This is a genomic window from Nonomuraea fastidiosa (assembly GCF_042751225.1).
GTDB lineage: Bacteria > Actinomycetota > Actinomycetes > Streptosporangiales > Streptosporangiaceae > Nonomuraea > Nonomuraea fastidiosa.
The window spans coordinates 4,430,683-4,451,383 of sequence record NZ_CP170570.1 but is presented as its reverse complement, the minus strand read 5'-3'; the positions used below and the strand labels follow the sequence as shown (position 1 = coordinate 4,451,383).

Annotated in this window: 26 protein-coding genes and 1 pseudogene; 10 read left to right on the top strand and 17 right to left on the bottom strand. The window is 68.3% G+C overall.

Translation table 11 applies throughout. From position 1 onward, the window contains the following. The first annotated feature begins 38 nt into the window (after positions 1-38). Positions 39-671: a TetR/AcrR family transcriptional regulator gene (locus ACFMQL_RS20760; RefSeq protein ID WP_364060543.1), complete on the top strand. Its 633-nt coding sequence runs from the start codon at positions 39-41 to the stop codon at positions 669-671. Between the two features lie 9 nt (positions 672-680). On the opposite strand, the gene ACFMQL_RS20755 is transcribed toward ACFMQL_RS20760, so the two are convergent. Beyond that, a complete protein-coding gene (locus ACFMQL_RS20755) occupies positions 681-1,409 on the bottom strand; it encodes a phosphotransferase (protein WP_364060540.1) in 729 nt (242 codons plus the stop codon). 97 nt (positions 1,410-1,506) lie between these two features. Between ACFMQL_RS20755 and ACFMQL_RS20750 the strand changes: the two genes are divergently transcribed. After that, on the top strand, positions 1,507-1,875 hold the full coding sequence (locus ACFMQL_RS20750; RefSeq protein WP_364060537.1) for a hypothetical protein: 369 nt from the start codon (positions 1,507-1,509) through the stop codon (positions 1,873-1,875). 30 nt (positions 1,876-1,905) lie between these two features. Here ACFMQL_RS20750 and ACFMQL_RS20745 read toward each other — a convergent pair whose 3' ends face one another. The 13 genes from ACFMQL_RS20745 to ACFMQL_RS20685 all read right to left on the bottom strand — a co-directional run bounded on the left by ACFMQL_RS20745 (position 1,906) and on the right by ACFMQL_RS20685 (position 11,846). Further along, entirely contained in the window at positions 1,906-2,685 is a 780-nt protein-coding gene (locus ACFMQL_RS20745; RefSeq protein WP_364060534.1) for an aminoglycoside phosphotransferase family protein, read from the bottom strand. Between the two features lie 379 nt (positions 2,686-3,064). After that, positions 3,065-4,438: a tyrosine-type recombinase/integrase gene (locus ACFMQL_RS20740; protein WP_378786662.1), complete on the bottom strand. Its 1,374-nt coding sequence runs from the start codon at positions 4,436-4,438 to the stop codon at positions 3,065-3,067. Next, positions 4,435-4,644, bottom strand: a complete 210-nt coding sequence (locus ACFMQL_RS20735; protein WP_378786661.1) for a helix-turn-helix domain-containing protein — start codon at positions 4,642-4,644, stop codon at positions 4,435-4,437. The genes ACFMQL_RS20740 and ACFMQL_RS20735 overlap by 4 nt, the downstream gene beginning before the upstream one ends. 297 nt (positions 4,645-4,941) lie before the next feature. Further along, positions 4,942-5,238 (bottom strand): hypothetical protein, encoded by a 297-nt coding sequence (locus tag ACFMQL_RS20730; RefSeq protein ID WP_378786659.1) that lies wholly within the window; start codon positions 5,236-5,238, stop codon positions 4,942-4,944. Further along, entirely contained in the window at positions 5,235-7,196 is a 1,962-nt protein-coding gene (locus ACFMQL_RS20725; protein ID WP_378786657.1) for a hypothetical protein, read from the bottom strand. The genes ACFMQL_RS20730 and ACFMQL_RS20725 overlap by 4 nt, the downstream gene beginning before the upstream one ends. An 11-nt stretch (positions 7,197-7,207) precedes the next feature. Further along, positions 7,208-8,176 (bottom strand): hypothetical protein, encoded by a 969-nt coding sequence (locus ACFMQL_RS20720; protein ID WP_378786655.1) that lies wholly within the window; start codon positions 8,174-8,176, stop codon positions 7,208-7,210. Next, complete coding sequence (locus ACFMQL_RS20715) at positions 8,173-8,622, bottom strand: hypothetical protein (protein WP_378786654.1); 450 nt, start codon at positions 8,620-8,622, stop codon at positions 8,173-8,175. Before ACFMQL_RS20715 ends, ACFMQL_RS20720 begins: the two co-directional genes overlap by 4 nt. 14 nt (positions 8,623-8,636) lie before the next feature. Next, a complete protein-coding gene (locus tag ACFMQL_RS20710; RefSeq protein ID WP_378786652.1) occupies positions 8,637-9,164 on the bottom strand; it encodes a hypothetical protein in 528 nt (175 codons plus the stop codon). Continuing rightward, positions 9,161-9,385 carry a hypothetical protein gene (locus tag ACFMQL_RS20705; protein ID WP_378786650.1) on the bottom strand — a complete coding sequence of 75 codons (225 nt, stop codon included), beginning with the start codon at positions 9,383-9,385 and terminating at the stop codon, positions 9,161-9,163. Before ACFMQL_RS20705 ends, ACFMQL_RS20710 begins: the two co-directional genes overlap by 4 nt. Before the next feature lie 152 nt (positions 9,386-9,537). Continuing rightward, complete coding sequence (locus ACFMQL_RS20700; protein WP_378786648.1) at positions 9,538-9,912, bottom strand: hypothetical protein; 375 nt, start codon at positions 9,910-9,912, stop codon at positions 9,538-9,540. Beyond that, on the bottom strand, positions 9,909-10,262 hold the full coding sequence (locus ACFMQL_RS20695) for a hypothetical protein (RefSeq protein WP_378786646.1): 354 nt from the start codon (positions 10,260-10,262) through the stop codon (positions 9,909-9,911). The genes ACFMQL_RS20700 and ACFMQL_RS20695 overlap by 4 nt, the downstream gene beginning before the upstream one ends. Continuing rightward, positions 10,262-11,419 carry a hypothetical protein gene (locus ACFMQL_RS20690; RefSeq protein ID WP_378786644.1) on the bottom strand — a complete coding sequence of 386 codons (1,158 nt, stop codon included), beginning with the start codon at positions 11,417-11,419 and terminating at the stop codon, positions 10,262-10,264. Before ACFMQL_RS20690 ends, ACFMQL_RS20695 begins: the two co-directional genes overlap by 1 nt. A 52-nt stretch (positions 11,420-11,471) precedes the next feature. After that, positions 11,472-11,846: a WhiB family transcriptional regulator gene (locus ACFMQL_RS20685; protein WP_378786642.1), complete on the bottom strand. Its 375-nt coding sequence runs from the start codon at positions 11,844-11,846 to the stop codon at positions 11,472-11,474. 212 nt (positions 11,847-12,058) lie between these two features. Between ACFMQL_RS20685 and ACFMQL_RS20680 the strand changes: the two are divergent. The 3 genes and pseudogenes from ACFMQL_RS20680 to ACFMQL_RS20670 form a co-directional block, all read left to right on the top strand. Next, positions 12,059-12,256: pseudogene (locus ACFMQL_RS20680) on the top strand (winged helix-turn-helix domain-containing protein); the annotation flags it as partial. Positions 12,257-12,367: 111 nt separating this feature from the next. Continuing rightward, on the top strand, positions 12,368-12,727 hold the full coding sequence (locus ACFMQL_RS20675; RefSeq protein WP_378790284.1) for a hypothetical protein: 360 nt from the start codon (positions 12,368-12,370) through the stop codon (positions 12,725-12,727). Between the two features lie 41 nt (positions 12,728-12,768). Further along, complete coding sequence (locus ACFMQL_RS20670; protein WP_378786640.1) at positions 12,769-13,503, top strand: GntR family transcriptional regulator; 735 nt, start codon at positions 12,769-12,771, stop codon at positions 13,501-13,503. A 26-nt stretch (positions 13,504-13,529) separates the two neighbouring features. Here the strand turns inward: ACFMQL_RS20670 and ACFMQL_RS20665 are convergent, their stop codons facing one another. The 3 genes from ACFMQL_RS20665 to ACFMQL_RS20655 all read right to left on the bottom strand — a co-directional run bounded on the left by ACFMQL_RS20665 (position 13,530) and on the right by ACFMQL_RS20655 (position 15,467). Beyond that, positions 13,530-13,811: a hypothetical protein gene (locus ACFMQL_RS20665; protein ID WP_378786638.1), complete on the bottom strand. Its 282-nt coding sequence runs from the start codon at positions 13,809-13,811 to the stop codon at positions 13,530-13,532. A gap of 299 nt (positions 13,812-14,110) precedes the next feature. Beyond that, on the bottom strand, positions 14,111-14,320 hold the full coding sequence (locus ACFMQL_RS20660; RefSeq protein WP_378786636.1) for a hypothetical protein: 210 nt from the start codon (positions 14,318-14,320) through the stop codon (positions 14,111-14,113). A gap of 31 nt (positions 14,321-14,351) precedes the next feature. After that, positions 14,352-15,467 carry a hypothetical protein gene (locus ACFMQL_RS20655; protein WP_378786634.1) on the bottom strand — a complete coding sequence of 372 codons (1,116 nt, stop codon included), beginning with the start codon at positions 15,465-15,467 and terminating at the stop codon, positions 14,352-14,354. Between the two features lie 465 nt (positions 15,468-15,932). Here ACFMQL_RS20655 and ACFMQL_RS20650 point away from each other — a divergent pair, with 465 nt between their 5' ends. Genes ACFMQL_RS20650 through ACFMQL_RS20630 form a run of 5 tightly spaced genes read left to right on the top strand, consistent with a single transcriptional unit; the run spans position 15,933 to position 20,646 of the window. Next, complete coding sequence (locus ACFMQL_RS20650; RefSeq protein ID WP_378786632.1) at positions 15,933-17,243, top strand: hypothetical protein; 1,311 nt, start codon at positions 15,933-15,935, stop codon at positions 17,241-17,243. A 45-nt stretch (positions 17,244-17,288) separates the two neighbouring features. Beyond that, positions 17,289-18,467, top strand: coding sequence for a metallophosphoesterase (locus ACFMQL_RS20645; RefSeq protein ID WP_378786631.1), 1,179 nt, complete (start codon positions 17,289-17,291; stop codon positions 18,465-18,467). 12 nt (positions 18,468-18,479) lie between these two features. After that, on the top strand, positions 18,480-19,016 hold the full coding sequence (dcd, locus tag ACFMQL_RS20640) for a dCTP deaminase (protein WP_378786629.1): 537 nt from the start codon (positions 18,480-18,482) through the stop codon (positions 19,014-19,016). Then, the gene (locus tag ACFMQL_RS20635) at positions 19,013-19,546 is read left to right on the top strand and encodes a hypothetical protein (RefSeq protein WP_378786627.1); all 534 of its coding nucleotides are present in this window, start codon (positions 19,013-19,015) and stop codon (positions 19,544-19,546) included. The genes dcd and ACFMQL_RS20635 overlap by 4 nt, the downstream gene beginning before the upstream one ends. Next, positions 19,543-20,646, top strand: a complete 1,104-nt coding sequence (locus ACFMQL_RS20630) for a glycosyltransferase family 4 protein (protein WP_378786625.1) — start codon at positions 19,543-19,545, stop codon at positions 20,644-20,646. The genes ACFMQL_RS20635 and ACFMQL_RS20630 overlap by 4 nt, the downstream gene beginning before the upstream one ends. The last annotated feature ends 55 nt before the right edge of the window (positions 20,647-20,701 follow it).

The following is a 20,701-nucleotide window of genomic DNA, read 5'->3' as shown; positions in this document are numbered from 1 at the left end:
ACTACAATGGTCAGTGTAATTCCGCTACGATCGGTTCCATGCAGACCACGAAGACCCTGCGTGAGGGCTCGCCGCACAAGCGGGCCGCCATCCTCTCGGCGGCCAGGGAGCTGTTCCTCACCGACGGCTTCGACCGTTCCAGCATCGGCGCGATCGCCGCCAAGGCAGGCGTGTCCACGCGCACGGTCTACGACTACTTCGGCGACAAGCGGACCTTGCTGCGCGCGGTCGTCGAGGCGATCGGCCAGTCGCTGATCACCGCCATCAAGGAGACGCTCGACGACACCCTCATCGACGTCACCCGGCACTCCGACCTGGAGGACGCCCTGGTCACGTTCGCCATGCGGATAGCGACCGACATGCTCGACTCGGCCGAGTACGCGACGTTGCAGCGCCTGGTCGCGGCCGAATCCGCCAACCTGCCCGCCCCCGTCGAGCAGCCCATGTCCCACGTGCCCGAAGAGGCCCTGGCCGAACGCCTGGCCGAGCTCGGCCGCGCCGGGCTCCTCGACGTCCCCGACCCCCGGCTCGCCGCCGACCACTTCATCGCGCTGACGTTCGGCGTCGCGATCAGCAGGCTCGGCTCGGCGAACGCCGCCGAGGACACCCGCGTCCGTCCGCTGATCGTGGAGGGCATACGCGCTTTCCTGCGCGCGTACCGGCCCGCCTGAGGGCCACCGTCACCGTTGAGCGCGCAGCACCGAGAGCTCAGGCCAGGGGTCGAAGCCGTGCTCGATCAGCCACGGCGTGGCCTGCAGGCAGCGCACCGCCCACCACCCGCGGATCACGTCGAGATCGACCTCACCGCCATAGCCCGCGATGACGTCGGGCAGCCGTTCCTCGTGACACAGGGTCAGGGTGGCGAGGTCGAACATCGCATCGCCCTGGCCGCCCTCCGACCAGTCGATCACTCCCGTCACCTCGTCGCCGTCCACGAACACGTGGGTGATCTGCAGGTCTCCGTGCACGAACACCGGCGTCCACGGCCGCAGCGCCGCCTCGGCGATCCGCCGGTTGCGCGTCACCACGTCCGCGCCCAGCACTTCGTTCGCGACCAGCCACTCGCAGGCGGCCTCCAGCTTCGGCAGGATCTCGTCGAGGCTCATGCCGACCCGCTCGGGCAGCGGCGCGTCGTGCAGTTTCCGTACGGCCGCGCCCGCCGCGGCCCACGCCGCCCGCGACGCCGCCGACGGCGCCTCCAGGCGGCCGAGCGCCTTACCCGGCAGGGCGGCCAGCGCCAGCACGGGCGGCTTGCGCCACAGGATCTCGGGAGTGGGGATCGGCGCCATGGCCATCGCCTCGACCTCGGCATCGATCCTGGCCTGATCGGCGTCGACCTTCAGGAACACGTCCCCGACCCGGAGGGTCGTACGCTCCTTATGGGCGACGACGACCTGAACCTCATCCACGTCGCCCATTGAACGCGACGAAGGGCGCGAACGTCGCCTCGTTTTTTCGCCGCCCGGCTAGGGTGAGGCTTTCGCCGCCCCGGCTAGGGTGGAGCCGATGTCGTGGACACTCGAAACGCCGGACGGCGCCTCGCTCGGCGTCAACGCGTGGAACTGGCGGCCGACCGTGGAACTGCTTGAGCGGGCCGGCATCATCGACGCCGAGACGGCCGGTTTGCTGGGCTGCAACATCGACGTGGAATTGTCCGGCGAGCAGGCCAGGCGCATCGCCGAATTCCTGGACACGTACCTCGCGGGCCTTCCCGGCGACGGCCGGGTCATGCTGGACGGCTCGACCACCACGGAGCCCGACACGTACGAACTGCACCGCGACGACCTCAGCCGCAACTACTCCGCGACGGCCGACTGGCTACGGACCTTCCGCGACTTCTGCCGCGCGGCGACGAACGGCTTCACCGTCGGCTGAGCGGACAGTCCGTGATTCGGCTTTTCCTCGTCAGCCGAGACAATCCTCCCCGCCGGATCCGATGCCCGTCACGTGCTGTTCCTGCCCATCGCGATGGACACCGTCTACCTCGCGACGTTCCCCACGATGATCATCCTGGGGCTGGCGTTCGCGCTCGCGTACGGACCGCTGACCATCGTCGCCACCGTCGACGCGGGAGATGTGCTCGCAAAGCTCCCCGAGCTCGAAGGCACGGTCACTGCGTCCGGAGTCTTCCCAGTCGATCAGCCGCACGCAGCGTTCGCGCTCGTCCCACATGGAGTTCGCCCGATTGCCGTCCGCCAGCCCGAGCACGGGCGGGAACGGGTTCGCGGTCAGCTTGTCGGGGTCCGCGGAGGCCAGCCATGCGGCCCCTGCTCGGAACGCCTCCAGCACCACGGGGTCGTCGCCGAGGCCGGGTCGCCTGCCGGCCAATGCCCTGGTCTTGTTCACCGCGACGGCGGGACCCCAAGGCGCGGGGGCGGCGGCTTCCACCGCGCTGACCGGGATCCGGTGCAACCGGGTGAGCGCGGCGGCCACCGCCTTGATCTGCTCGTCGGTGGCGCTCCGGCCCCGCAGGACCGTACCGGGCAGCCTGCTCATCGTGATCGCGGGAGGATGAGCGTCGAGCGCGGCTTCCAGCGGTACGGGCGCAAGGCCAGGCGCGTGCTCGGCGAGCAGCTTCAGAGCCGCCCACTCCCGGCCGGGTTCGCCCCGGCTCCACGAGACGTAGCGTTTGACGACGACGTGGTCTCGGATGTCGAGGCTGTGTGTGCACCGGCCAACCGTCATACGCCCGTCTCGCCTCCTCTTTCCGGAGTACGCGCTCCTCCAGGCATATCCAACGGGCGGGAGGGAAGAAGCCGAGACTACCGCCACGACCGGCGGCGACAGCGGAGGCAGGCCGGCTGGAACGGGCCGCCCCGGTGCCGGACCAGCACCTGCGCCCCATCGGGTGACACACCTCAGACAGCAGAAAGACCTGCCTTTCCGCAGGTCTTGAACCACAGATCGTGAGTGCCCCCTGCAGGATTCGAACCTGCGCACCCGGCTCCGGAGGCCCCGCCACGATCATGCGCCTGCCTGGACTTTCTCCCATCAGCGCTAGCTGTCTGCCCGTGCGCTGCCCGCATCGGGCAGACAGCTATTGAACATGGCAACCCACCATGCTTCACGACTGGTCCTCACCTCGGGCACGATTCATCCGCTCGATCCAAACGTCGTCATAACCGGCCATGCACCGGTGGTAAATGCGCTGAAGCACCTCCACGCTGTGCCCCGCCCACTCCGCGACCTGGGCAGCCGGTACACCCGCTGACAGCCGCCACGTGATACCGGCGTGCCGGAGGTCATACGGTCTCGCCATCAGCGGCGTGCCCAACTGCTCGGTGGAGAGCGTGAGAGCTCGCACCTTCTTCCACAACCGGGAGTAGGTGGACTTCGGGACTGGACGACCGCTCTCTGATCGGAACAGCCTGCCGTCATTGGCAACGCCATAGGTCGCGACGTGGTAGCGCAGCAGCGTCACCAGCTCGGGTGGGATGGGTACCACTCGAACGGTCTTCCTTGAGCGCCCCTTTAATGAGCGGTCGTCGTGCAGCTCACCGCTGTTGGTGTAGTCCTTGCCGACCTCGGGCGTTGACGCCTCCAGGATGAGCTTCCCCCACCCCGACTCAGGCAGATGGCAGTTGGCCAGCCGCAACCGGCTCACCTCGGCCGGCCGCATCATGGCGTAGTACATGCAGCCGAAGAAGGCGACGAAACGTTGCCCCTGGCGGCGGCCGACATAGCTACACGCTGTGAGCGCTTCAGCGACCTGGCGCGGGTTGGCGACCGCGCGAGGGTCTACCGCGTCATCAACGTTGGGCTGAGCCCAATCACTCTTGAGCGCCTTATCGTCCAGCGGGTTAGCGCCCAGCCGTTCCTCGAAGACCGCATACCGCAGTGCGTTGTAGAAAACGCGGCGGCGCCGCCGGTAGTACTCCGGCGAGGCCTCTCTGCCGTCGAGTTGCGTGGCGCAAGCGTTTAGTGCCTTGACGATGACCTTTCGCTCAGTCAGAGCGCCAAGTGGCAGAGATGCCTTTTGCAGCCATCGCAGCGCCTCCCGCACATCGTCCGGTCTTTCCTCTTCGGGCCTAGACGGGATGAATACCCAGCGCAGCGCGTCGCGCAGGAGCTTGTCGTCAGGCGCATTGCGACGGTCACGGACCAGCACCGGCGTTAAAGCGATCATGCTTTCGACGATGGACCGGCGAGAGTGAGCGGACGCTTTCGGCCACTTGTTGGCGACGTAGTCAAGCGCGTGTTGAAACCAGGTGATGCCCTGGTGTTCCCGGTGCATCGCCTCCGGCAAGCCCGTTTCAGTGTCGAAGGGCATCCCCTTACGCGCCGCCGTCATGAGTTCGGAGCGGTAAGAGTCGGCCAGGCCTGAGGTCGCGAAGGACCGGTTGAACTCGGAGCCAGCAACAACCCATCGGACGAGGTACGGCCTTGCTCGGCCCTTACGCTGCTGGATCTTCCAGATCCGGACGTCGTAGCTTTTCACGCGTCCTCCTGGGCTTCGACCCACTCGTCGAGCCAGTCACGCCTGATCCTGATAGGGCCGTTGCCTGCGAGCCGCTTGGCCCGAGGACCGGTGCCTCTGGATCGCCAGCGGTCCCAGGAACGACGCGAGATACGCAGTTCCTCGCAGACCTCCTCGACGGTGAGCCACTGATGGCGAGTGGACCGGGGGGTGGACCGATGCGTCATGATGAAGGCGCTCCTTCGAGTCATTCGGCTGCTGGAGTGCGGTCCCGGGCGTTGTGCTGCCAGGCGTAAGGCCCGGGACCAGCCTTATCGGGGGTTCGAACCGAACCCCGGTGGTGCACACGTATTGCCGTATGCATGTCTCAATTGTCTTGACTGTCGCAACATTCGTTACAGCAGAGACAGGGACACTTTAGCGCAGTGCGCACTTTTGTCCAGCATGAGAAGTCAATTCACGTCAGAATGTGTTCGCGAACAAGTAGGCCACATGTCGCATTTGTCTCGGACTTCTGATCCTGTCTAACGCCGGTCCTCTCGCGTAAGCCACACGACCATCGACGCAGACGACGCCACGAGGGCCGACGCCCACCCCACGCCCCAGGTCAACACCGCAAGCAACCACGCCGACGACACCGTCAACACCACAGGCACCACCCGTCCGCCGACATCGAGCACCAGCACCAGCGCCGACGCCAGCAGCACCGCCACCGGCACCACCCACGCCAGATCAGCACTCACCCCCATCAGGGCCGCCCCCGCCTTCCACGACAGCACCCACCCCGCCACTAGCAGAGACCGCACCACAACGCCCATCACGCCACCCTCTCCTTGTCCGCGATCACATACCGGTCACCGTCCACCCGCACCCGGCCCTCCTGCGCCAGGGCCTGCGCCACCCGGAACACCACCGGCAACGGCAAACCCGACCGCACCGTCAGCTCCGGCCCCGCCAGACCCTCCTCACCGGCATCCGCCAACAGCGACAGCGTCGCCCTGCGCGCCGCGGCGACATCCTCCTTCTCCAGGGGCGGCATCTGCGCAGGCACATCAAAGTCGACGACCTCGACCGCCGGCGCGCGCCGCCCCTTGCCCCTCTTCCGCCGCGTCGCCGGCGCGGCCTCGTCCTCGCCCTCGACCACGACCTTGGGCAGCTTCACCGTCATCACCGGCACGCCGCGCATGACCGCGCCCATCCTCGGGATGTGGCGGGCCCGCATCATGACCGGCCGGTCGGTGGCTCCCAACAGGTAGCCGCATCCCTTGGTCACGGCCTGCGTGCCCGGGAAATGGATCTTGATGAGGTGCGGGTAGGCGCTCATCCGCTCCCCGAACGTGGCCGAGGCGATCCTGCGGTCCGACACCCGCAAGACCACGACGTTGCCCGACGTGACCAGGGACAGGATGTCGCCGCCGCCCATCCCGGCCACGTAGACGTTCTGGTCCAGCGTCCATACCGTCATGCCGCACTTCGACCCTTCGGCGAGGATGTCGTGCACGATCGTGGCCAGGTCCTCGTGCCTGGCCACCAGGTGGAACTCGTCGATGGCGATTACGAGCATGGGCATGCCGTGCGCGCCCGGGTGGTCGTAGGACTGCACGCCCCGATGCGTGACGCCGTCCTCGTCGGTCCACTCGATCTGCGCCAGCAGCGCGCGGCGGCGTTGCATCTCGGCCTGGTAGGCGTACAGCCTCTCCCGGATCGTGTCGATGCCGAGCGCGTGCGGCACGTGCGGCAGCAGCGACGGGCAGCTCTGCCCGTCCTGCGGGTCGAGGTAGTCCAGCACGATCCGGCCGCCCGTACGGGCGAACTCGGCGGCGGCGATCTTCAGGATCGAGCTCTTGCCGGTGCGCATCGCGCCGAAGATGCCGACCGGCAGCGGGCCGGAGCCGGGCTCCCACACCTGCAACGCGGAGTCACCCCAGCCGTCCTCGAACGGCCCGATCGGCAGGACCCCGGTGTCCATGTCGAGCAGCGGCTCAGTCCACAGCTCCGGCTCGACCACGGCCAACTTCTTCAGGAACGTGACCACTGCGGCGTTCTGCGCGCCGTCGTCCGGCTCCTCGATGTGCACAAAGTTGATGGCGACGCCGAAGTCGCTGCAGATCCGCTTGCGCGACTGCATGGCCTCCTCGGTCGTCTGCCCGTCCAGCACCACCCGGTAGCGCACGCCTTCAGCACCGCCGCGCGCGAACTCCTCGCGGCCGACCAGCGTGGACCCGGGCAGCGCTCCCCTCGTACCGGCTGTCTTCTGGGCCCACCTGGTCACGATCGGGTCGGCCTCCAGCTCCTTGGCCTTCGCGGCCTCCAGCGCGTGCCGCTTGCGCACCGGCCGCGTGATGTAGTTGCGGTTGCGCCACACGGCCGGGACCGTCCACAGACCGGCCGCCGCGAAGTACACGCTCTGCATCAGCCCGGTCGCACCGACCTCGGCCGCGACCGGCAGCCACAGACCCGCGCCGACCTGCCACCAGCGGCCCGTCAGCACCGTGCGCGTGGTCGGGAACAGGGCACGCACCGTCGCGGCAGCGGCGGCGATGCCCGCCTCACCGACGAGCACCTGCCAGGCAGGCGTGTCGGCCAGGTGGAGGAGCGCGCCCGCGCCCCACACGCCGGCGGCGGTGGCGTGCGGAGCGATCGCACGACCGTAGCGATGCACAGTCTTGCGGGCGAAGGAGCGGGCGGCCGCGGCGAGGGCCGCGGCCTGCTCGTCGTCGTTCCGGTCGTGGTCGGACTGGTTGTCGGGCTGCTGATCAGTGGTGGTGTGGCGGGCCACCTGGTGCTCCCTCAGTTCTCGTAGAAGGTGATCCGGCGCACGACCCGGACGGGCGCGGACCGCACCGCGCGGGCGATGTCGCCGTGTCCGTAGTCGAGCGCGCTGATGACGGCGGCCACCGTGGGCTGGCCACCGCCGCACGCGACCACCAGCCGCGCGGTGGCGTGGGTGACCAGCGCGGCCGCGTTGGCTTCCTGCTCAGCGGTGGCCAGCGCCTCCCACATGCGGGTCACCGTCCGGTTGTCCAGCCCGTCCGCCTGTACCGCGTGGAACGCCTGCAGGGCGAGGTTGTACTTGTTGCGGGCGCGCTTGGCCACGTCCATCGCGTCCTCGTGCACGTTGCGGGCGTCGGCTTCGAGGTAGCCGCTGGACCGGAAGAAGGCCCGCAGCCAGGCCATGAACCTTTCAAAGCCGCCCGTGGCCAGCGCCTCCTGGAGCTGGGGCACGGTGGGCAGGCGCATGGTGGTGCCGTCACCGGCAGGCGCGAGGGGAGCCTGCGACATGTCGATCCCTTCGAGTTCGAGCGGAGGGGCGGGTGCGATGGGCTGCTCGTCGGCCGGCGGCGCCGCGATGGCGGACGGTGGAGCTGCGATGGCAGGCGGTGCGGACCGCTCGACGACGACCTCGACCTGCGTCGTGCTCGCCGAATCGACGACCGGGGTGTCACGCCGCGGCGGGGGTGGCGGCGTTTGGGGGCGCGTCCGCTCGATGCGCACCTGCTCGTCAGGCTCAGGCTCGGTCGGCTGCGACTGCTGACCGCCGCGGCGGTCGTCCTGGTCGCGCCGCCGCCCGGGTGCGAGCGCCTGCTTGATGAACGCGATGGCGACGTTCGTGGTCGTGGCCGTCCATGTCCGTTCGACGGTGAGATCGACCTGGGCGGGCTGGTCGGCATCCGGCTTGCGGAAGTAGAACCAGCCGCCGACGACGAACAGCGCGAACGCCACGATCACGGCGAGCACCGCCCCCACGGCGTCGCTCACGACCAGCTCTCCACGGTCTGGCGCATCACCTCAGCGGTGAACGCGTCGTACTCCAGCGGGCCCCAGACCGACCCGAACGCGATCCCGCCGAAGATCCACAGGATCGAGCAGGCCACGAAGGTCGGCATGTCCGGCTTGCTGTCCTTGGCGATGTCCTTGACCACCGCGCCGGCCATGAACGCGAACGCCGAGGCGAGCAGAAACAGCACCACCGACCCGATGAGCGTCGAGATCGCGCCGCGCGTGGCCATCTCGACCAACCACGCGCCGAGGTTGACGCACAGGCGTCCGACCGGCAGCAGAAACATGCTGGCCGAGAACATGAGCAGGAGGCAGACGGCCAGCACGCCGAGCGGCTTGCCCGGCAGCTTGTCCTTCTTGCGGATGCCCGCGAAGACCCAGCCCAGGCCGAACGAGAACCCGCCGCCGAGAACCAGAGTGATCATGAGGGGATGTCCTTTCAGGCGAGGAACAAGAGGGGAAGGGCGATCATCAGCAGGTAGGCGGAGACCGTGATCGGCCCCCAAAACTTCAGGCCGGGCCAGCACACGGCGGACCAGAAGGCGACCCACACGCGCGGGAACCCCGACAGCGACTTGAGCCTCGGCAGCTGCGCGCGGGCCAGCCCTGGCAGGCCCTCCTCGCGGAACTTCCGCCAGCGGCGCCGGTAGTCACCGGCACCGAGGAACGCGATCGCCGTGCAGGTGAAGCACCAGGTCACGGCGAACCAGCCGTGGACGCGGGCGAACACGTCGAGCAGACCGGCCTCCCACGGCACGTACTCGCGTGCCCGGTGGTAGGCGCGCACCGTGGCCACCGAGGGCAGCCGCGCCGTGCGCAGGCCCGGCATGCGCGCCCGCTCCTCCAACAGTTCGATCCACGACGGCCGGGCAGGCGTCGGAGCCGGCTCGGGCTCGGGGGCTGGCCGTTCCGGCTCCTCGCGCGGCCGATCGGCGAGGCCTTCCGGCGGCACGAACTGGAACGTCATTGCTGCGGCCTCTCCGCGTCCTCGACGTTCAGCTTCTCGGCCATCTTCTTGGCCTGTTCGCGCAGATCAGCAGCGATGCTCGCAGCCCTGGACGGGTCGTGCTCGGCGAGCTGCTTGATCTCGCTCGCCAACCACTCGGCGGCGCGGAGGAACTCCGTCCACGGGTGGCGGGCATCGGCGATCCTGCGCTCGGCGTAGGCCAGCCGATTGGACGCTGACACAACTCCTCCTTGATCACTGTGCGTGAGGGTGTTACGGTGGGCCTCGCGCGCGCCGCGCGCGGCGCGCCGCGCGCCCACGCGTTGGAAGCCCCGTACGACCGGCCCCGACCGGGCCTGCGGTGTTACGAGCCCGCCAATGCGGTCACAGACAGTCACAGCGAGTCCTCGGCGCACGACCGCACGAACGCGTCCCAATCGAGATCGACGTCTGGCAGCGACTCCAGATGCCAGGCCAGCAGAGGCCGCGAAACCCGCAGCGCGATCGGCTCACCATCGGGCACGCGCACATCCCAGCGGGCGTACTCCTCATCCAGCGGAAACGCCGACAGCGCCGCGCAGTCCGCGCGACCGTCCAGGCCCGCGGTGAGCACGTCCAGCGGCACGTCCACGCCGGCGCCGCCTTCGACGCTGAGGCGGACGAGGTACGGGTCGTCGGCGCGGTGCTCCAGTTCGACCATGACGACGGTGTCATCATCGGCGAGATGGTCCCAGGCGGGGATCAGCATGTAGCGGACGGCGGTGGTCATGGGGTGTCTCCGTGAGGCTCGTCGGTAGTGGTGTTGTCGGTGAGGACGGGACGAGCTTTCGTCCCCTCCTCGTCCTTGTCGTCCTCCGAGGACGGGCGGCCGTTCGTCCCCGGCTCGTCCCCGGCCGGGGCGGAGGACGGTCCCCCGTTCGTCCCCTGGGGACGGTCCTCGGGCGTCGTCTTCAACGGCGGCTCGGCAGGGGCCTCGGCGCGCAGCCTCTGCAGGAGGACCGTGGCGCGCTGCGTGGAGATCGGTGTCCCCGAAGCGCGGACGGCGTCCCGGAGCGTGTCGCGGGTGAGGTTCGTCCCCGCCTTCTTCAGGTCGGCGACGATGCGCCACCCGAGCGGCATCAGCTCGTCAACGCTGTCCCACTCGGGGGGACGGCTGCCTGCTCGTCCCCTGGTCCGTCCTCCTCGGGGACGGGGGACGGTCCTGTCTGTCGCCCTCCGCCTCGTCCCCGCCCGCGGCCGGGGACGGTCCTCGGTCTTCGGCGGGGACGGAACCTGTTCCGTCCCCGTGTCGTCCCCGCCCGACCGAGGGGACGGGACCGGCGTCGTCCCCGGGAACGGAGAGGGGACGGATGTGGCCGCCGGCAGGTCCTTCGTCCTCTGCTGCGGCGGGACGATCGGGGGACGGGCGTCTCCTTCGCTGGCTCCCACGGCGAGGCGGGCTTGGCATCGATGAGCGCCGAGGTGTTGTAGAGCGCGGCGATCTGGGCCAGCAGGGCCTCCTGCCGGGACTGATCGACGGCCAGGCCGGTGTGCTCGACCGCCTGGTCCATCGCCTTATCGAGCTTGGCGAGCGCGGCGCGGATCTTGCGCTCGGACGCGCCGCCCTCACGCAGCATCTTGGCCTTCTTGGCGGCCAGCGCGACCCTGGTCAGACGGCGGTGGGCGTCCACCTCCTGCGCGGTGCGGTCCCTCGTCTCGGCCAGGCCGAGCCTGACCAGCATCCGCTCGGGGGTGATGCGCCAGTTAATACGGCCGGTACCGCGAATGCGGTGACGCTCGATGGCCATGCCGCGCTCCCACAACCAGGCGGCGACCAGCGGCGCAGCCAACCGGAACACAGCCTCGGGCAGGGTACGCGCGTCCATGGACGACAGCACGGCGGTCAGGCAGGTCAGGGCCCACACGGCGATGCCGTCGAGGCCGGCGGAGTAGTTCTCGCGCATGTTGCGGCGGGCGCGCACGGCGCTGGTGATGATCGCAACCTCGATGAACGCGAACAGTAGCAACCGCAGCGGACCGTCGAGCCCCAGCACGTCACCGGAGAAGCGCCACATGCCCTGGGCGGACACGCCAGTGGCGATGGAGGCCGCCACGATGGTCAGCACGTCCTCGACGGGGCGCGGGGCGACGTACCTGGCCCACAGCCAAGAGACGACGCGCCAGACCAGCCTGAGCACCCGGATCGCCAGGACGAATACGACCACACCGGTCCCCGCGATCACCATCGCGAGGACCGGGTGTGCCTCGGCCCACGCGATCACGCGGAAGATGTCCATGAAAGGGGTCTCCTTAAAGACAAGCGGTACCGCTGTCGCTTTGAGTAAGGTGTCAAGCTGCGCCCCGGGCGGCCTCGGCCGTCCGACTGGCCTCATCGTCGGCGATCGCGTCGAGGACTTCCTTCACCAGGGGCGCGCGGGCCGGCCCGGTGAGGCCGCCGCGGGCGCCGTGCAGGCTGTGGACCGACCCGCCAACGGTGCGGATGACCAGGGCCTCTTCGATGACGGCAGCGCGCAGGCAAGCCGTGCGCACCGGGCAGGGCTGACACAGCAGCCGTGCCCGACGTCGGGTCAGTCCCGCGGCGAACCAGGCCGCAGGGTTGGCGCGGGGGCAGATGCCATGCTCGGCGACCGTCGCGTTGAGGCTGCGGACCTCGGCTTGGAGCCGATGCTCGAGCGGGGATGTCGGCGTCTTGGAAGCGGTCATTGGTCACCCGGTTTCCGCCTGAGCGCTCTTGGGCGCGCTGGTTGTGGCTGGAGGGATTTTCAGAAGGGGGCAGGCGCGGCAGCCGCCTGCTGGTAGGTTCATGGTAGGGCTACCACCGTGGTAGTGCAAGCCGTTGATGCTACGGCACACTCGGGGGACCGGATCATGACCTCTAAGGTGGGACCCGACCACGGAGCACATGGAGAGATCGCATGCCGATGCCGCCTGCGAAGGCCCAGGCCATAGCGGATGAGCTCGCCGCCGCCATCCGGCGCGGCGACTACCCGCCAGGCAGCTGGCTGCCCTCCGAACGCGACCTCTCCCGGGCGCACGAGGCTGACCGGTCCACCATCCGAAATGCCATCGCCCAGCTCGTCAACCAGGGCCTCGCCGAGCGCGTTCCCCGGCAAGGCACACGGGTCTGCGACCCCGCTGCCCCACCGGCGCCCCGGCCGGCCCAAGCAGACCCTGATTCCCAGATCGCTTGCGGATCACCGCAGCGCTGCCTCACCCTGGCCGGTATGACGTCATGGCTGGCATCGCAGGACAGGCTGACGCTCGTCCGAGTCGCGGACATCGCGACGGTGCAGGTCGTCGTGCCCGGCGAGTCCGACCCTCGCCTGCATCCGTCCAAGCGCCTGCAGCGCGCCGAGGAGGTCCAGGTGATGGTCGGCAGCTCGGCCGGCGTCACGATGTGCGCGGCCACCTGCCCCGGCCGTGACGCGCTGTGGGCACGGGAGGAGTTGCTGCGCCTGGTGAGCAGGCTGCGGCGGACCCCCGCGGGCGATGAGGAGATGTACGTGCTCGCGCCTGCATCGTGGCCGCGCAGGCGGCCGGAGCAGGCGTGGATGATGTCGCCCGAGCTGCCCGATCCCCAATAACAACATCACCCATTTACTAGGAAAAGCTGTATGGTGACGGCATGGCTCGTCACCATAAGATCGCCGACGACATCAAAGCCAAGATCCTCGACGGCACCTACCCCGTCGGATCAATCCTCCCCGGCAACCGCGACCTCCAGCTCATCTACGGCGCAGCCTCCGGCACGATTTACAACGCCATCCAGAACCTCAAGGCAGAACAGCTCATCCGCCTCAGCGTCGGCGAAGGCATGGAAGTCCTGCCGCCGCCCACCGTCGTGGACCTCATCCTGCACGGCGACCACGGGCACGGCCCGCTCCCCTGGGCCAAGTGCTGCGAACGCTCCGGCGTTGACGGCGCGATGGTCACAGGCAAGGTCACCACCAGCACCGCCTCCCCCGACGTCGCCGAGCTCCTCGGCATCAACGAGGGCGACGAGGTGGTCATCCGCAACCGCCGAGCCATCGCCGGCCTAAGCGTTGTACGGGTCGATCAGGCGATCTACCCGCTTGAGCTCGTCCGCGACACTCCCCTCACCCAGCAGGGCCAGGTCCAAGGCGGCGTATACCGCGCTCTCGCCGACGCGGACATGGAACCGTACGCCATCGCGCGGCGGATCATCTCCACACGGCTGGCGACCGACGCCGAGGCCAAGACGATGAAGCTCGTGAAGCGGTCGATGCTTCTCACCTACGACCAGGTGATCATTGACCGGGAAGGGCGGCGGATCGAGCTGCTGCGCTTTGCCGCCAACCCTGCCCGCGTCAGGTTCGTCGATGAGGAGATGCCGCTGTAGGTCCCACTGAATGGCGGCGACGTCAGCTATTGGGCCGACGTGCGCGCGGCTTCCCTAAGGACCTTCTCGACCCGGATAGGTTCGCCGTCGATTCGGGCCCGCTCGTTCCGCAGCGTGGACAGGGCAGCGAGACGATCGTCGCGAGCCTGTGCAAAGGCTTCCCGCTGCTCCTCGGTGACCTCCGCTTCTCCGGAGGCGAGCGCCGTGCTCGGCGGCAACTGGCTCACGAGCTTCCGCACCCGCTCGTCGGCCGCGTCGTAGGCGCGTTGCGCCTCGATGGCCGTCTCCGTGATCTCGATGTCCGCCACGCTTGCCTCCCCTTGTTGGTGCAGGACGGATCTTCCGGACACCGGCTGCAGGCGATCTTGTGAGGGGCGACGATGTGCCCCATGAAGGCACACGAGGATGACCAGGCCAAGGCTGAGCGGCGGCTATAAGAAATGCTGGAGGAGCACATCGAGGCGGTGGAGCAGCCGCCTGAGGAACTGAGAGAGCAGGTGCGGGCGATGTTTTCGCAGCGCTGAGACCGCCCACCCGCCGCATAGGCAAGAACGGAGATCTTAGGTCCGAGGGCATCGTCCGACTTGGAGGTGGGGCGATGCCCTCTTTACGCCCACGCTTCGCGGCCGCGGCCGGGGAATGCGACAACTTCGACGAGGTCAGCCAGATCGACGTGCTTGGTCAGCTCGGCGATGGTGGCGCAGTAGCCGAGCAGGTACTTCCGGCCGTTGACGGTCTGGGTCACTTTCATGAGCGCGCGGGAGTCCAGTTGGATGACCTCCACCGTGATGCCGCCGGGGCCGCTCCATACCGCCACGAGCCAAAAGCTACATAAATAGGACCCAAGCTCACAATTCGGGCTTGGGCGGTGCGATGGCGGCCTGCCGCTTCATGCGGCCGGACAACTCCTTCAGGGCGTGGCGGAGCTGGGCAACAGCTTCAGCATCCGGAAACGAGCGCTCCAGCGCCAGGCAGAGCGAGCTGGAGCGCGCGGCGATCGCCGACGACAACCGAGGCGTAGACAACGCGATCATGCCGTGCTCAACAGCGCGCTCAGGGTCACCCAGCTTCAGCCACGCCATCCCACAGTCCAAAGCGGCGATCGCCAGCCGCGTCGGCGAGATGCTGGGGTCCTCCTCATAGATCGCCAACGCCTCCTGCGCGCACGCCTGCGCCTGCTGGTGCTGCCCCGTCCACAGATTCGACGACGCGGCGATCGACCAGGCCCGCGCAGCATCCGCAGTCCACAACCCGCGCACATGCACCGGCTGCTGGTCCGCCTCACGACGCAGATCCGCCAGGGCCGTACTCGCCGGCTCGACCTGACCGAGCCTGGCATGAGCCCGTGCCAGCTGCCCGAGCAGGCGCACATAGGCGGGGCTGCCGACCGGCGCCAGAGCCAGACCCCGCTGTACGGCGTGCAGCGACCGATCCGGCCGATCGTCATAGAAGTAGATAGTCGCCTCTACGTCCCACGACCACGCCTGCGCCTCCGGATGGTCGGCCTGATCGGCGTGATGGCGCGCATCCGCGGCGTACGCCAGCGCCGGCCGCACCTCCCCGCGGTCATGAGCCGCCCACGCCAGCACCAGCGACAGCCACGCGGCATCGATATACAGCTCCCGACGCTGCTTGAGCGTCATCCGATGCTCAAGCAGCCGCGCGACATGACGCCGATCACCGCCGGCTCTCTCCCACACCTCGTCCGCGTCGTAACGCGCGTAGTGGTAGCCGTAGTAGTCGATGGCCTGGCGCACCTGGTCCAGCGTGCTCGATCCGATCTCGGTCTCCTCGCTGCGGCGCGTCAGCTCACGTGCCTCGTCCTCGCTGCCTCGCAGCACCTCCGGCGCGGCAAAGGCGGCGATTCCCAGACGCAGCGCGTCACGACGGTTCGTACGATCACCCCCCGATCGCGGGCTGTAGTCCACGCCGAACCCGAGCTGGACCGGCCCGGTCTCGAACAACCGACATAAACGATCTTGGTAGTCCGAGTCGCAATGCCCTCCGTTCTCCCACCGCCGCCAACCACGCTCCGAAGCGCCCCGCGGAGGCAACCCCGCCGCCTCCGCAGCCGCAGCAAGCCGAGCGACGGCCTGCGCCACACTCCACCCGCGAGCCAGCCGGTGGCCTTTCAAGAGACTGTGCCCGCAGCAGTCGTGTATCGCCTGAGCGATCTCCTCCAGCGCTGCCGCCGGCAATGACTCGCCATGCACAGCCAGCGCCTGTCTGCGGAACTGGGCGGCATGGTCCTGGTGAGACGTGGGCACGCGCCCCCTCCCGGAATCGGGCAGTCCTCTACCCCCAGCCTTCCCCGGCTTCCCGGACTGAGCAAGAGGTCATCTGGTGTCCGCACCCCGGACACCAGCCGTCCCACCCCTGACTCCACTTGCCACCTGGTGCGTCAGCACGCCCTGGCGCACAGTGCGCACATGGCTCAGCTCAAAATCCCTGCCACCGCTCTGACCGTGCGCGGCGGCCGCACCCTGTCAGGCACAGTGATGGTGGACGGGTCCAAGAACGCAGCTCTGCCGCTGCTTGCCGCCGCAGCCGTACTTGGCAAGCCGGTCACCGTCACCAACTTGCCCGCTTCATCAGACGTGGTCGCGCTCACCACTCTGATCGCTTCAACCGGCGTCCTGGCGAATACATCTGGCCCCCACACCGTGCACTTCACCCCCAACGGCCGTGTCGGCCGCATCGACCGGGCCCTGGCCGCGCGCATCCGCGCCTCGTACTACTTAGTGCCAGCTCTCCTGGCACACGGGGTCGCCGACCTGCCCTGGCCGGGCGGCTGCAATGTCGGGGAGCGTGGTATGGATCTGCACTTCACCGTCTATGAGGCTTTCGGCGACACCGTCCACACCGACAGCAACGGCTACCGGATCATCCTCGGCCGAGCTCGGGAACGCTCGCTCGTCGAGATCAAATTGCCGTTCCGGTCTCGCGGCACAACCGTGGTCGCGCTGCTGCGGGCGCTGGTCGCTCAACGTCCGCTGCTACTTCATTCGCCGTCCCTGTCCCCTGAGGTGACCGGTCTCGTCGAGGCCCTGGGCCTGGCCGACCATTACGCGGCCTACCTGCCTGATGGCGCCCTGTACGTCGAGCCTGGTGCAGCCTGCCCCGTCCGCTGGAAGGTCCCCGGTGACAAGATCGAGGCCGGGACGCTGCTGTGTGCGATGGCTGCAACCGGCGGTCACGGCCGTGTCCTCGGTGTCGATTCCCGGCACCTCACACCGCTCACCACTCTTTTGACCACGGCCGGCTTCCCCATCGCCATCGTCAACGGTGGTGTCGAACTCGCCAGAGGTGTCAGCCCTACGCAGAAGCCCATCAGACCCATCAAAGCGATCGCGTCCCTTGAGTCTCTGTCCGACCTCGACGCCGACTTCGAGCCGCCGTTGATGGCGTTGGCTCTAACCCGCACAGGCGAGCACGCGTTCGCCGACGAGATCAATCCTGGCCGGCACGCCAACCTGCTGAGCCAGCTGCGCCGCCTCGGCGCGGTCATAGTCGAGGATTCCCCCACCGCCTGCCGGCTTACCGGCCCTCAGACGCTGACCGGCGCGCGCGTGGAGGCCCTTGACATCCGCACCGGAGCCGCGCTCATGGTCGCCGCCCTGGCCGCTGAAGGAACCACGGTCGTGACCAGGGTGGATCAACTGCGTCGAGGGCACGCCGACCTGCCCGGCAAGCTCCGCCTCTTGGGAGCCGACATCATCGACGGTCCCCCCGAGGGCTGAGCCATGGTAACGACCGCGGCCGCAGGTCGGCTCCCGGCTCGATCTGTGCAAGCCATCCTCGCCACCACCGACGTGCACTCCGCACTGGACAACGCTGAGCCGCTGCTCAGCCACCTGCATCACGCACGACCGACGACGCTCATCGTGGACTGCGGCGACTTTTTCGAGGGCAGCGGCTACTACCTGCTCGGCGGCGGCGCGCTGGAGCGACAGACGCTCATGCGCCTGTACGACGTGCTGGCCCCAGGCAATCACGGCTGGCGCCACCACCTCGCACCAGACCTGCGTGCGCTGACCGTGTGTGCGAACATTAACCAGGCTGGGCTGCCGGTCTTTCATCCCTTCCGCGCCGTAGATATCGACGGCCAATGCGTCGCTGTCACCGCAGTCCTCGGCGAGCAGGCGTTCGCCTGCCTGCCAGCCGACTGCCGCTCCGACCTCACCTTCATCCCGCCTGACCAGGCGCTGCACACCCTAGCGAACCGCCATCGGGCAGACTCCTGGGTTGTGCTAAGCCACGCCGGCTACGAACACGATCTGAAGCTCGCGGCGGCGTGCCCGCATCTAGACGTCATCTTCTCCGGTCACTGCCACAGCGACCAGTACGGGCCCACGACAGTCGGCACCACCGTGGTGGTCAAAGGGCGCGAGCTGGCCGAAGGCTACGCTGTGGCCGCCCCGGACGGGGCAGGCTGGCGTGCTAGCGTCCACACCTTCGCGCCGTCCTCCGGCGTCCCTGAGACGCTGCAGGACATCGCAAACGGCATCGACCGCATCCGCGGCCGCCTCCGCGCGCCGCTCGGCGTGCTGGCACCCCGCTATCGCCACCGGCAGCTGGACAGGTCATGCCTGCTGCGCGAGGTAGCCGACTACCTGCTGCGCAGCGGGACAGAGGCGGTGCTGCTGAACGAGACCAGTCTGCGCACCATCTACCTTCGCGAATACCTGACCGTGGGCACGCTGCTGGGCATCGAACCTTTCGACAACCAGCTCGTCACCACACCGCTGCCCGGCACCTTCGCCGGCCGCCCTCATGACCTTCTAACCGATCTGACCCGATGGATGGGGCCGATCATCACCGCCCCCGATCCTCTGCCTGGGCACCTGCGTCAGGTCGTGACGACCCGTTACGTGGCCTCGTCGTTCTTCGACACTCCGGTCCTCACCCACGGCCAGCCATTCGCCGACGTTATCCGCCATGTGCTCCGAACCAACCGCCCCTGATGAGAGGAGAACATGATTCTCACCGGCCCGGAGATCAATGCCGCAGTCGCAGACGGCAGAATCCGCATCACCCCCTACAGCCCCGACCAGGTCAACCCGAACAGCTACAACGTCCGGCTCGGCGAGACACTGGTCACCTACGCCACGCCCATCATCGACGCTTACCGCGTCAACCCGACCTGCACGCACTACATCGACTCGACCGGCTTCGTCCTGCAGCCCGGCGAGCTGTACCTCGGCCACACCCAGGAAGAAGTCGGCAGCGACGTGTTCGTGCCGCTGCTGTTCGGACGCTCCTCGGTCGGGCGCCTCGGCCTGTTCGTCGAGATCACCGCCCCGATCGGAGACGTGGGCTTCCACGGCCAATGGACCCTGATGCTGTCACCCGTCCGGCCACTACGTGTCTATCCGGGGATGCGGATCGGCCAGATCATGTTCTTCGTGTCGGTCGGCCACATCGACCCCTACCACGGTAAATACCAAGCCTCCTCTGGGCCGCAGCCGTCGCGGCTGTGGCGCGACGCGCGGACAGCAGGAGTGCCAGCGTGATCCTCACCGGCCGGGCCATCGCAGCCGCCGTGGCGGCAGGCGAAATCACCATCACCCCATACGACGAGAATCGCCTCTCGCCGAACGCCTACGACTGGCGGCTCGGCGAACGTCTACGCGTGTGCGACCACGACCTCGACGCCGCGCAACCAGCGGACTTCCCTGAAATCGTCATGCCACCGCAGGGATTCGTGCTCAAACCCGGAGTGCTATACCTCGGCCACACCCTAGAGCGAACCGCCTCCGAGCGGTACGCCCAGTTCCTCAACGGCGATCGCACCATCGGCGGTCTCGGCATCTGGGTCCACGTGTCCGCGCCACTCGGTCACGCCGGTCATGCCATCCAGTGGACGCTGGAAATCCGGGTCGCCCGCCCCGTGCGGGTCTACCCCGGAATGACCTGCGGAAAGGTCATCTTCCTCCAGACCTTCGGCGCCTCCGCCAGCTACCAGGCCCTCGGCCGCAAATACACACGATCCTGCGGGATCGACGTCTCCCGCCTGTACGAAGAGATCGGACGACACCCATGACCGACGAGCTGCTCGGCGGCCCTGTACTGACCGCGCTCGACATGCCCGTGGCCAGCCCCGGAGGCAGTATCGAACTGCTCTATGACCTGTACACCGGGCTCATGCCGCTGATCGACGCCACGGTCTACATGCTGCCCGGAGACCCGCGCGCTCACGTGCCCGCTGGCGTTCGACTGGTCAACGCCCACGGTAAATGCCTCGACGGCGCGCAGTTCTGGGAGTATGTGGATCGGCTCCGCGCCACGCTCGCGGAATCGGTCCGCCCTGACGTGATCGACGTCGTCCACCTCCAGCACCTGACTTTCGGCGCGACGCCCGCTCTCATCCGGTTACTCCCCCGCCACCCGGCTATCGCGCTGGTCCACGGCACTGACCTTCTCACCGCCGCCGCTCACCCGACACAGCGGCACGTGCTCGCCGAAACCGTCAGCGCCAGCCGAGCGGTCGTAGTGCCAACGTCGGCCATGGCCGACCGCCTCATCGCGCTCCATAACGAAGCCCGGCGAGCCCGGATCGAACACATCCCGTGGGGCATCCCCGACAAACTGATCCACACGCCGCCGCTCCCCACCAGGCCTCCAGACGGCACGCTCCGTGTCCTCTACGCAGGCCGTCTCAGCGCCGAGAAGGGATTCAACGTCATCTACCGTGCCGTCACCGCCATCGACGGGGTGCATCTGTCCATCGCGGCGCCACACGACCAGTACGCCGCTCACCCCATCAGAGAGCACCGATCCCGATGCCCGCACACCTACCTCGGCTGGCTGCCCCGGCGCTGGCTGTGGAAGATCTTCCCCGACCACGACGTGCTGATCGTGCCGTCCACCACCCTGGAAGCCTTCGGCCTGACCCCTGTGGAGGCGCAGGCGTGCGGCCTGCCCGTGCTCTATCACCCCGCGCCCGGCCTGAAGGAAGTGCTCGGCGACTCCGCGCTGGGCGTCAACATGACCAACATCCCTGCGCTGACCAGGGTGTTGCGCGGCTTACAAGCCGACCCAACGATCCTGCATGAGCTGCGCGAAGCCGGCCGACGCAACGCCGCCCGCTACCCGCTGTCGGCCACCGCGGCCGAGCTGCAAAAGCTCGGCCGCGACATGTGACGATCGCCGCGCAAGCACAGACCGATCACTACGCTGGCCAGTGAACACCCGCCTC

What these genes read in the sequence shown, in the direction of transcription:
- ACFMQL_RS20715 (WP_378786654.1), bottom strand. Translation starts at nt 8,622, where the DNA reads ATGATCACTCTGGTTCTCGGCGGCGGGTTCTCGTTCGGCCTGGGCTGG.
- ACFMQL_RS20650 (WP_378786632.1), top strand. Translation starts at nt 15,933, where the DNA reads ATGGCTCAGCTCAAAATCCCTGCCACCGCTCTGACCGTGCGCGGCGGC.
- ACFMQL_RS20690 (WP_378786644.1), bottom strand. Translation starts at nt 11,419, where the DNA reads ATGGACATCTTCCGCGTGATCGCGTGGGCCGAGGCACACCCGGTCCTC.
- ACFMQL_RS20700 (WP_378786648.1), bottom strand. Translation starts at nt 9,912, where the DNA reads ATGACCACCGCCGTCCGCTACATGCTGATCCCCGCCTGGGACCATCTC.
- ACFMQL_RS20630 (WP_378786625.1), top strand. Translation starts at nt 19,543, where the DNA reads ATGACCGACGAGCTGCTCGGCGGCCCTGTACTGACCGCGCTCGACATG.
- ACFMQL_RS20670 (WP_378786640.1), top strand. Translation starts at nt 12,769, where the DNA reads ATGGCTCGTCACCATAAGATCGCCGACGACATCAAAGCCAAGATCCTC.
- dcd (WP_378786629.1), top strand. Translation starts at nt 18,480, where the DNA reads ATGATTCTCACCGGCCCGGAGATCAATGCCGCAGTCGCAGACGGCAGA.
- ACFMQL_RS20735 (WP_378786661.1), bottom strand. Translation starts at nt 4,644, where the DNA reads ATGACGCATCGGTCCACCCCCCGGTCCACTCGCCATCAGTGGCTCACC.
- ACFMQL_RS20745 (WP_364060534.1), bottom strand. Translation starts at nt 2,685, where the DNA reads ATGACGGTTGGCCGGTGCACACACAGCCTCGACATCCGAGACCACGTC.
- ACFMQL_RS20695 (WP_378786646.1), bottom strand. Translation starts at nt 10,262, where the DNA reads ATGCCGCTCGGGTGGCGCATCGTCGCCGACCTGAAGAAGGCGGGGACG.
- ACFMQL_RS20710 (WP_378786652.1), bottom strand. Translation starts at nt 9,164, where the DNA reads ATGACGTTCCAGTTCGTGCCGCCGGAAGGCCTCGCCGATCGGCCGCGC.
- ACFMQL_RS20750 (WP_364060537.1), top strand. Translation starts at nt 1,507, where the DNA reads ATGTCGTGGACACTCGAAACGCCGGACGGCGCCTCGCTCGGCGTCAAC.
- ACFMQL_RS20675 (WP_378790284.1), top strand. Translation starts at nt 12,368, where the DNA reads ATGACGTCATGGCTGGCATCGCAGGACAGGCTGACGCTCGTCCGAGTC.
- ACFMQL_RS20685 (WP_378786642.1), bottom strand. Translation starts at nt 11,846, where the DNA reads ATGACCGCTTCCAAGACGCCGACATCCCCGCTCGAGCATCGGCTCCAA.
- ACFMQL_RS20760 (WP_364060543.1), top strand. Translation starts at nt 39, where the DNA reads ATGCAGACCACGAAGACCCTGCGTGAGGGCTCGCCGCACAAGCGGGCC.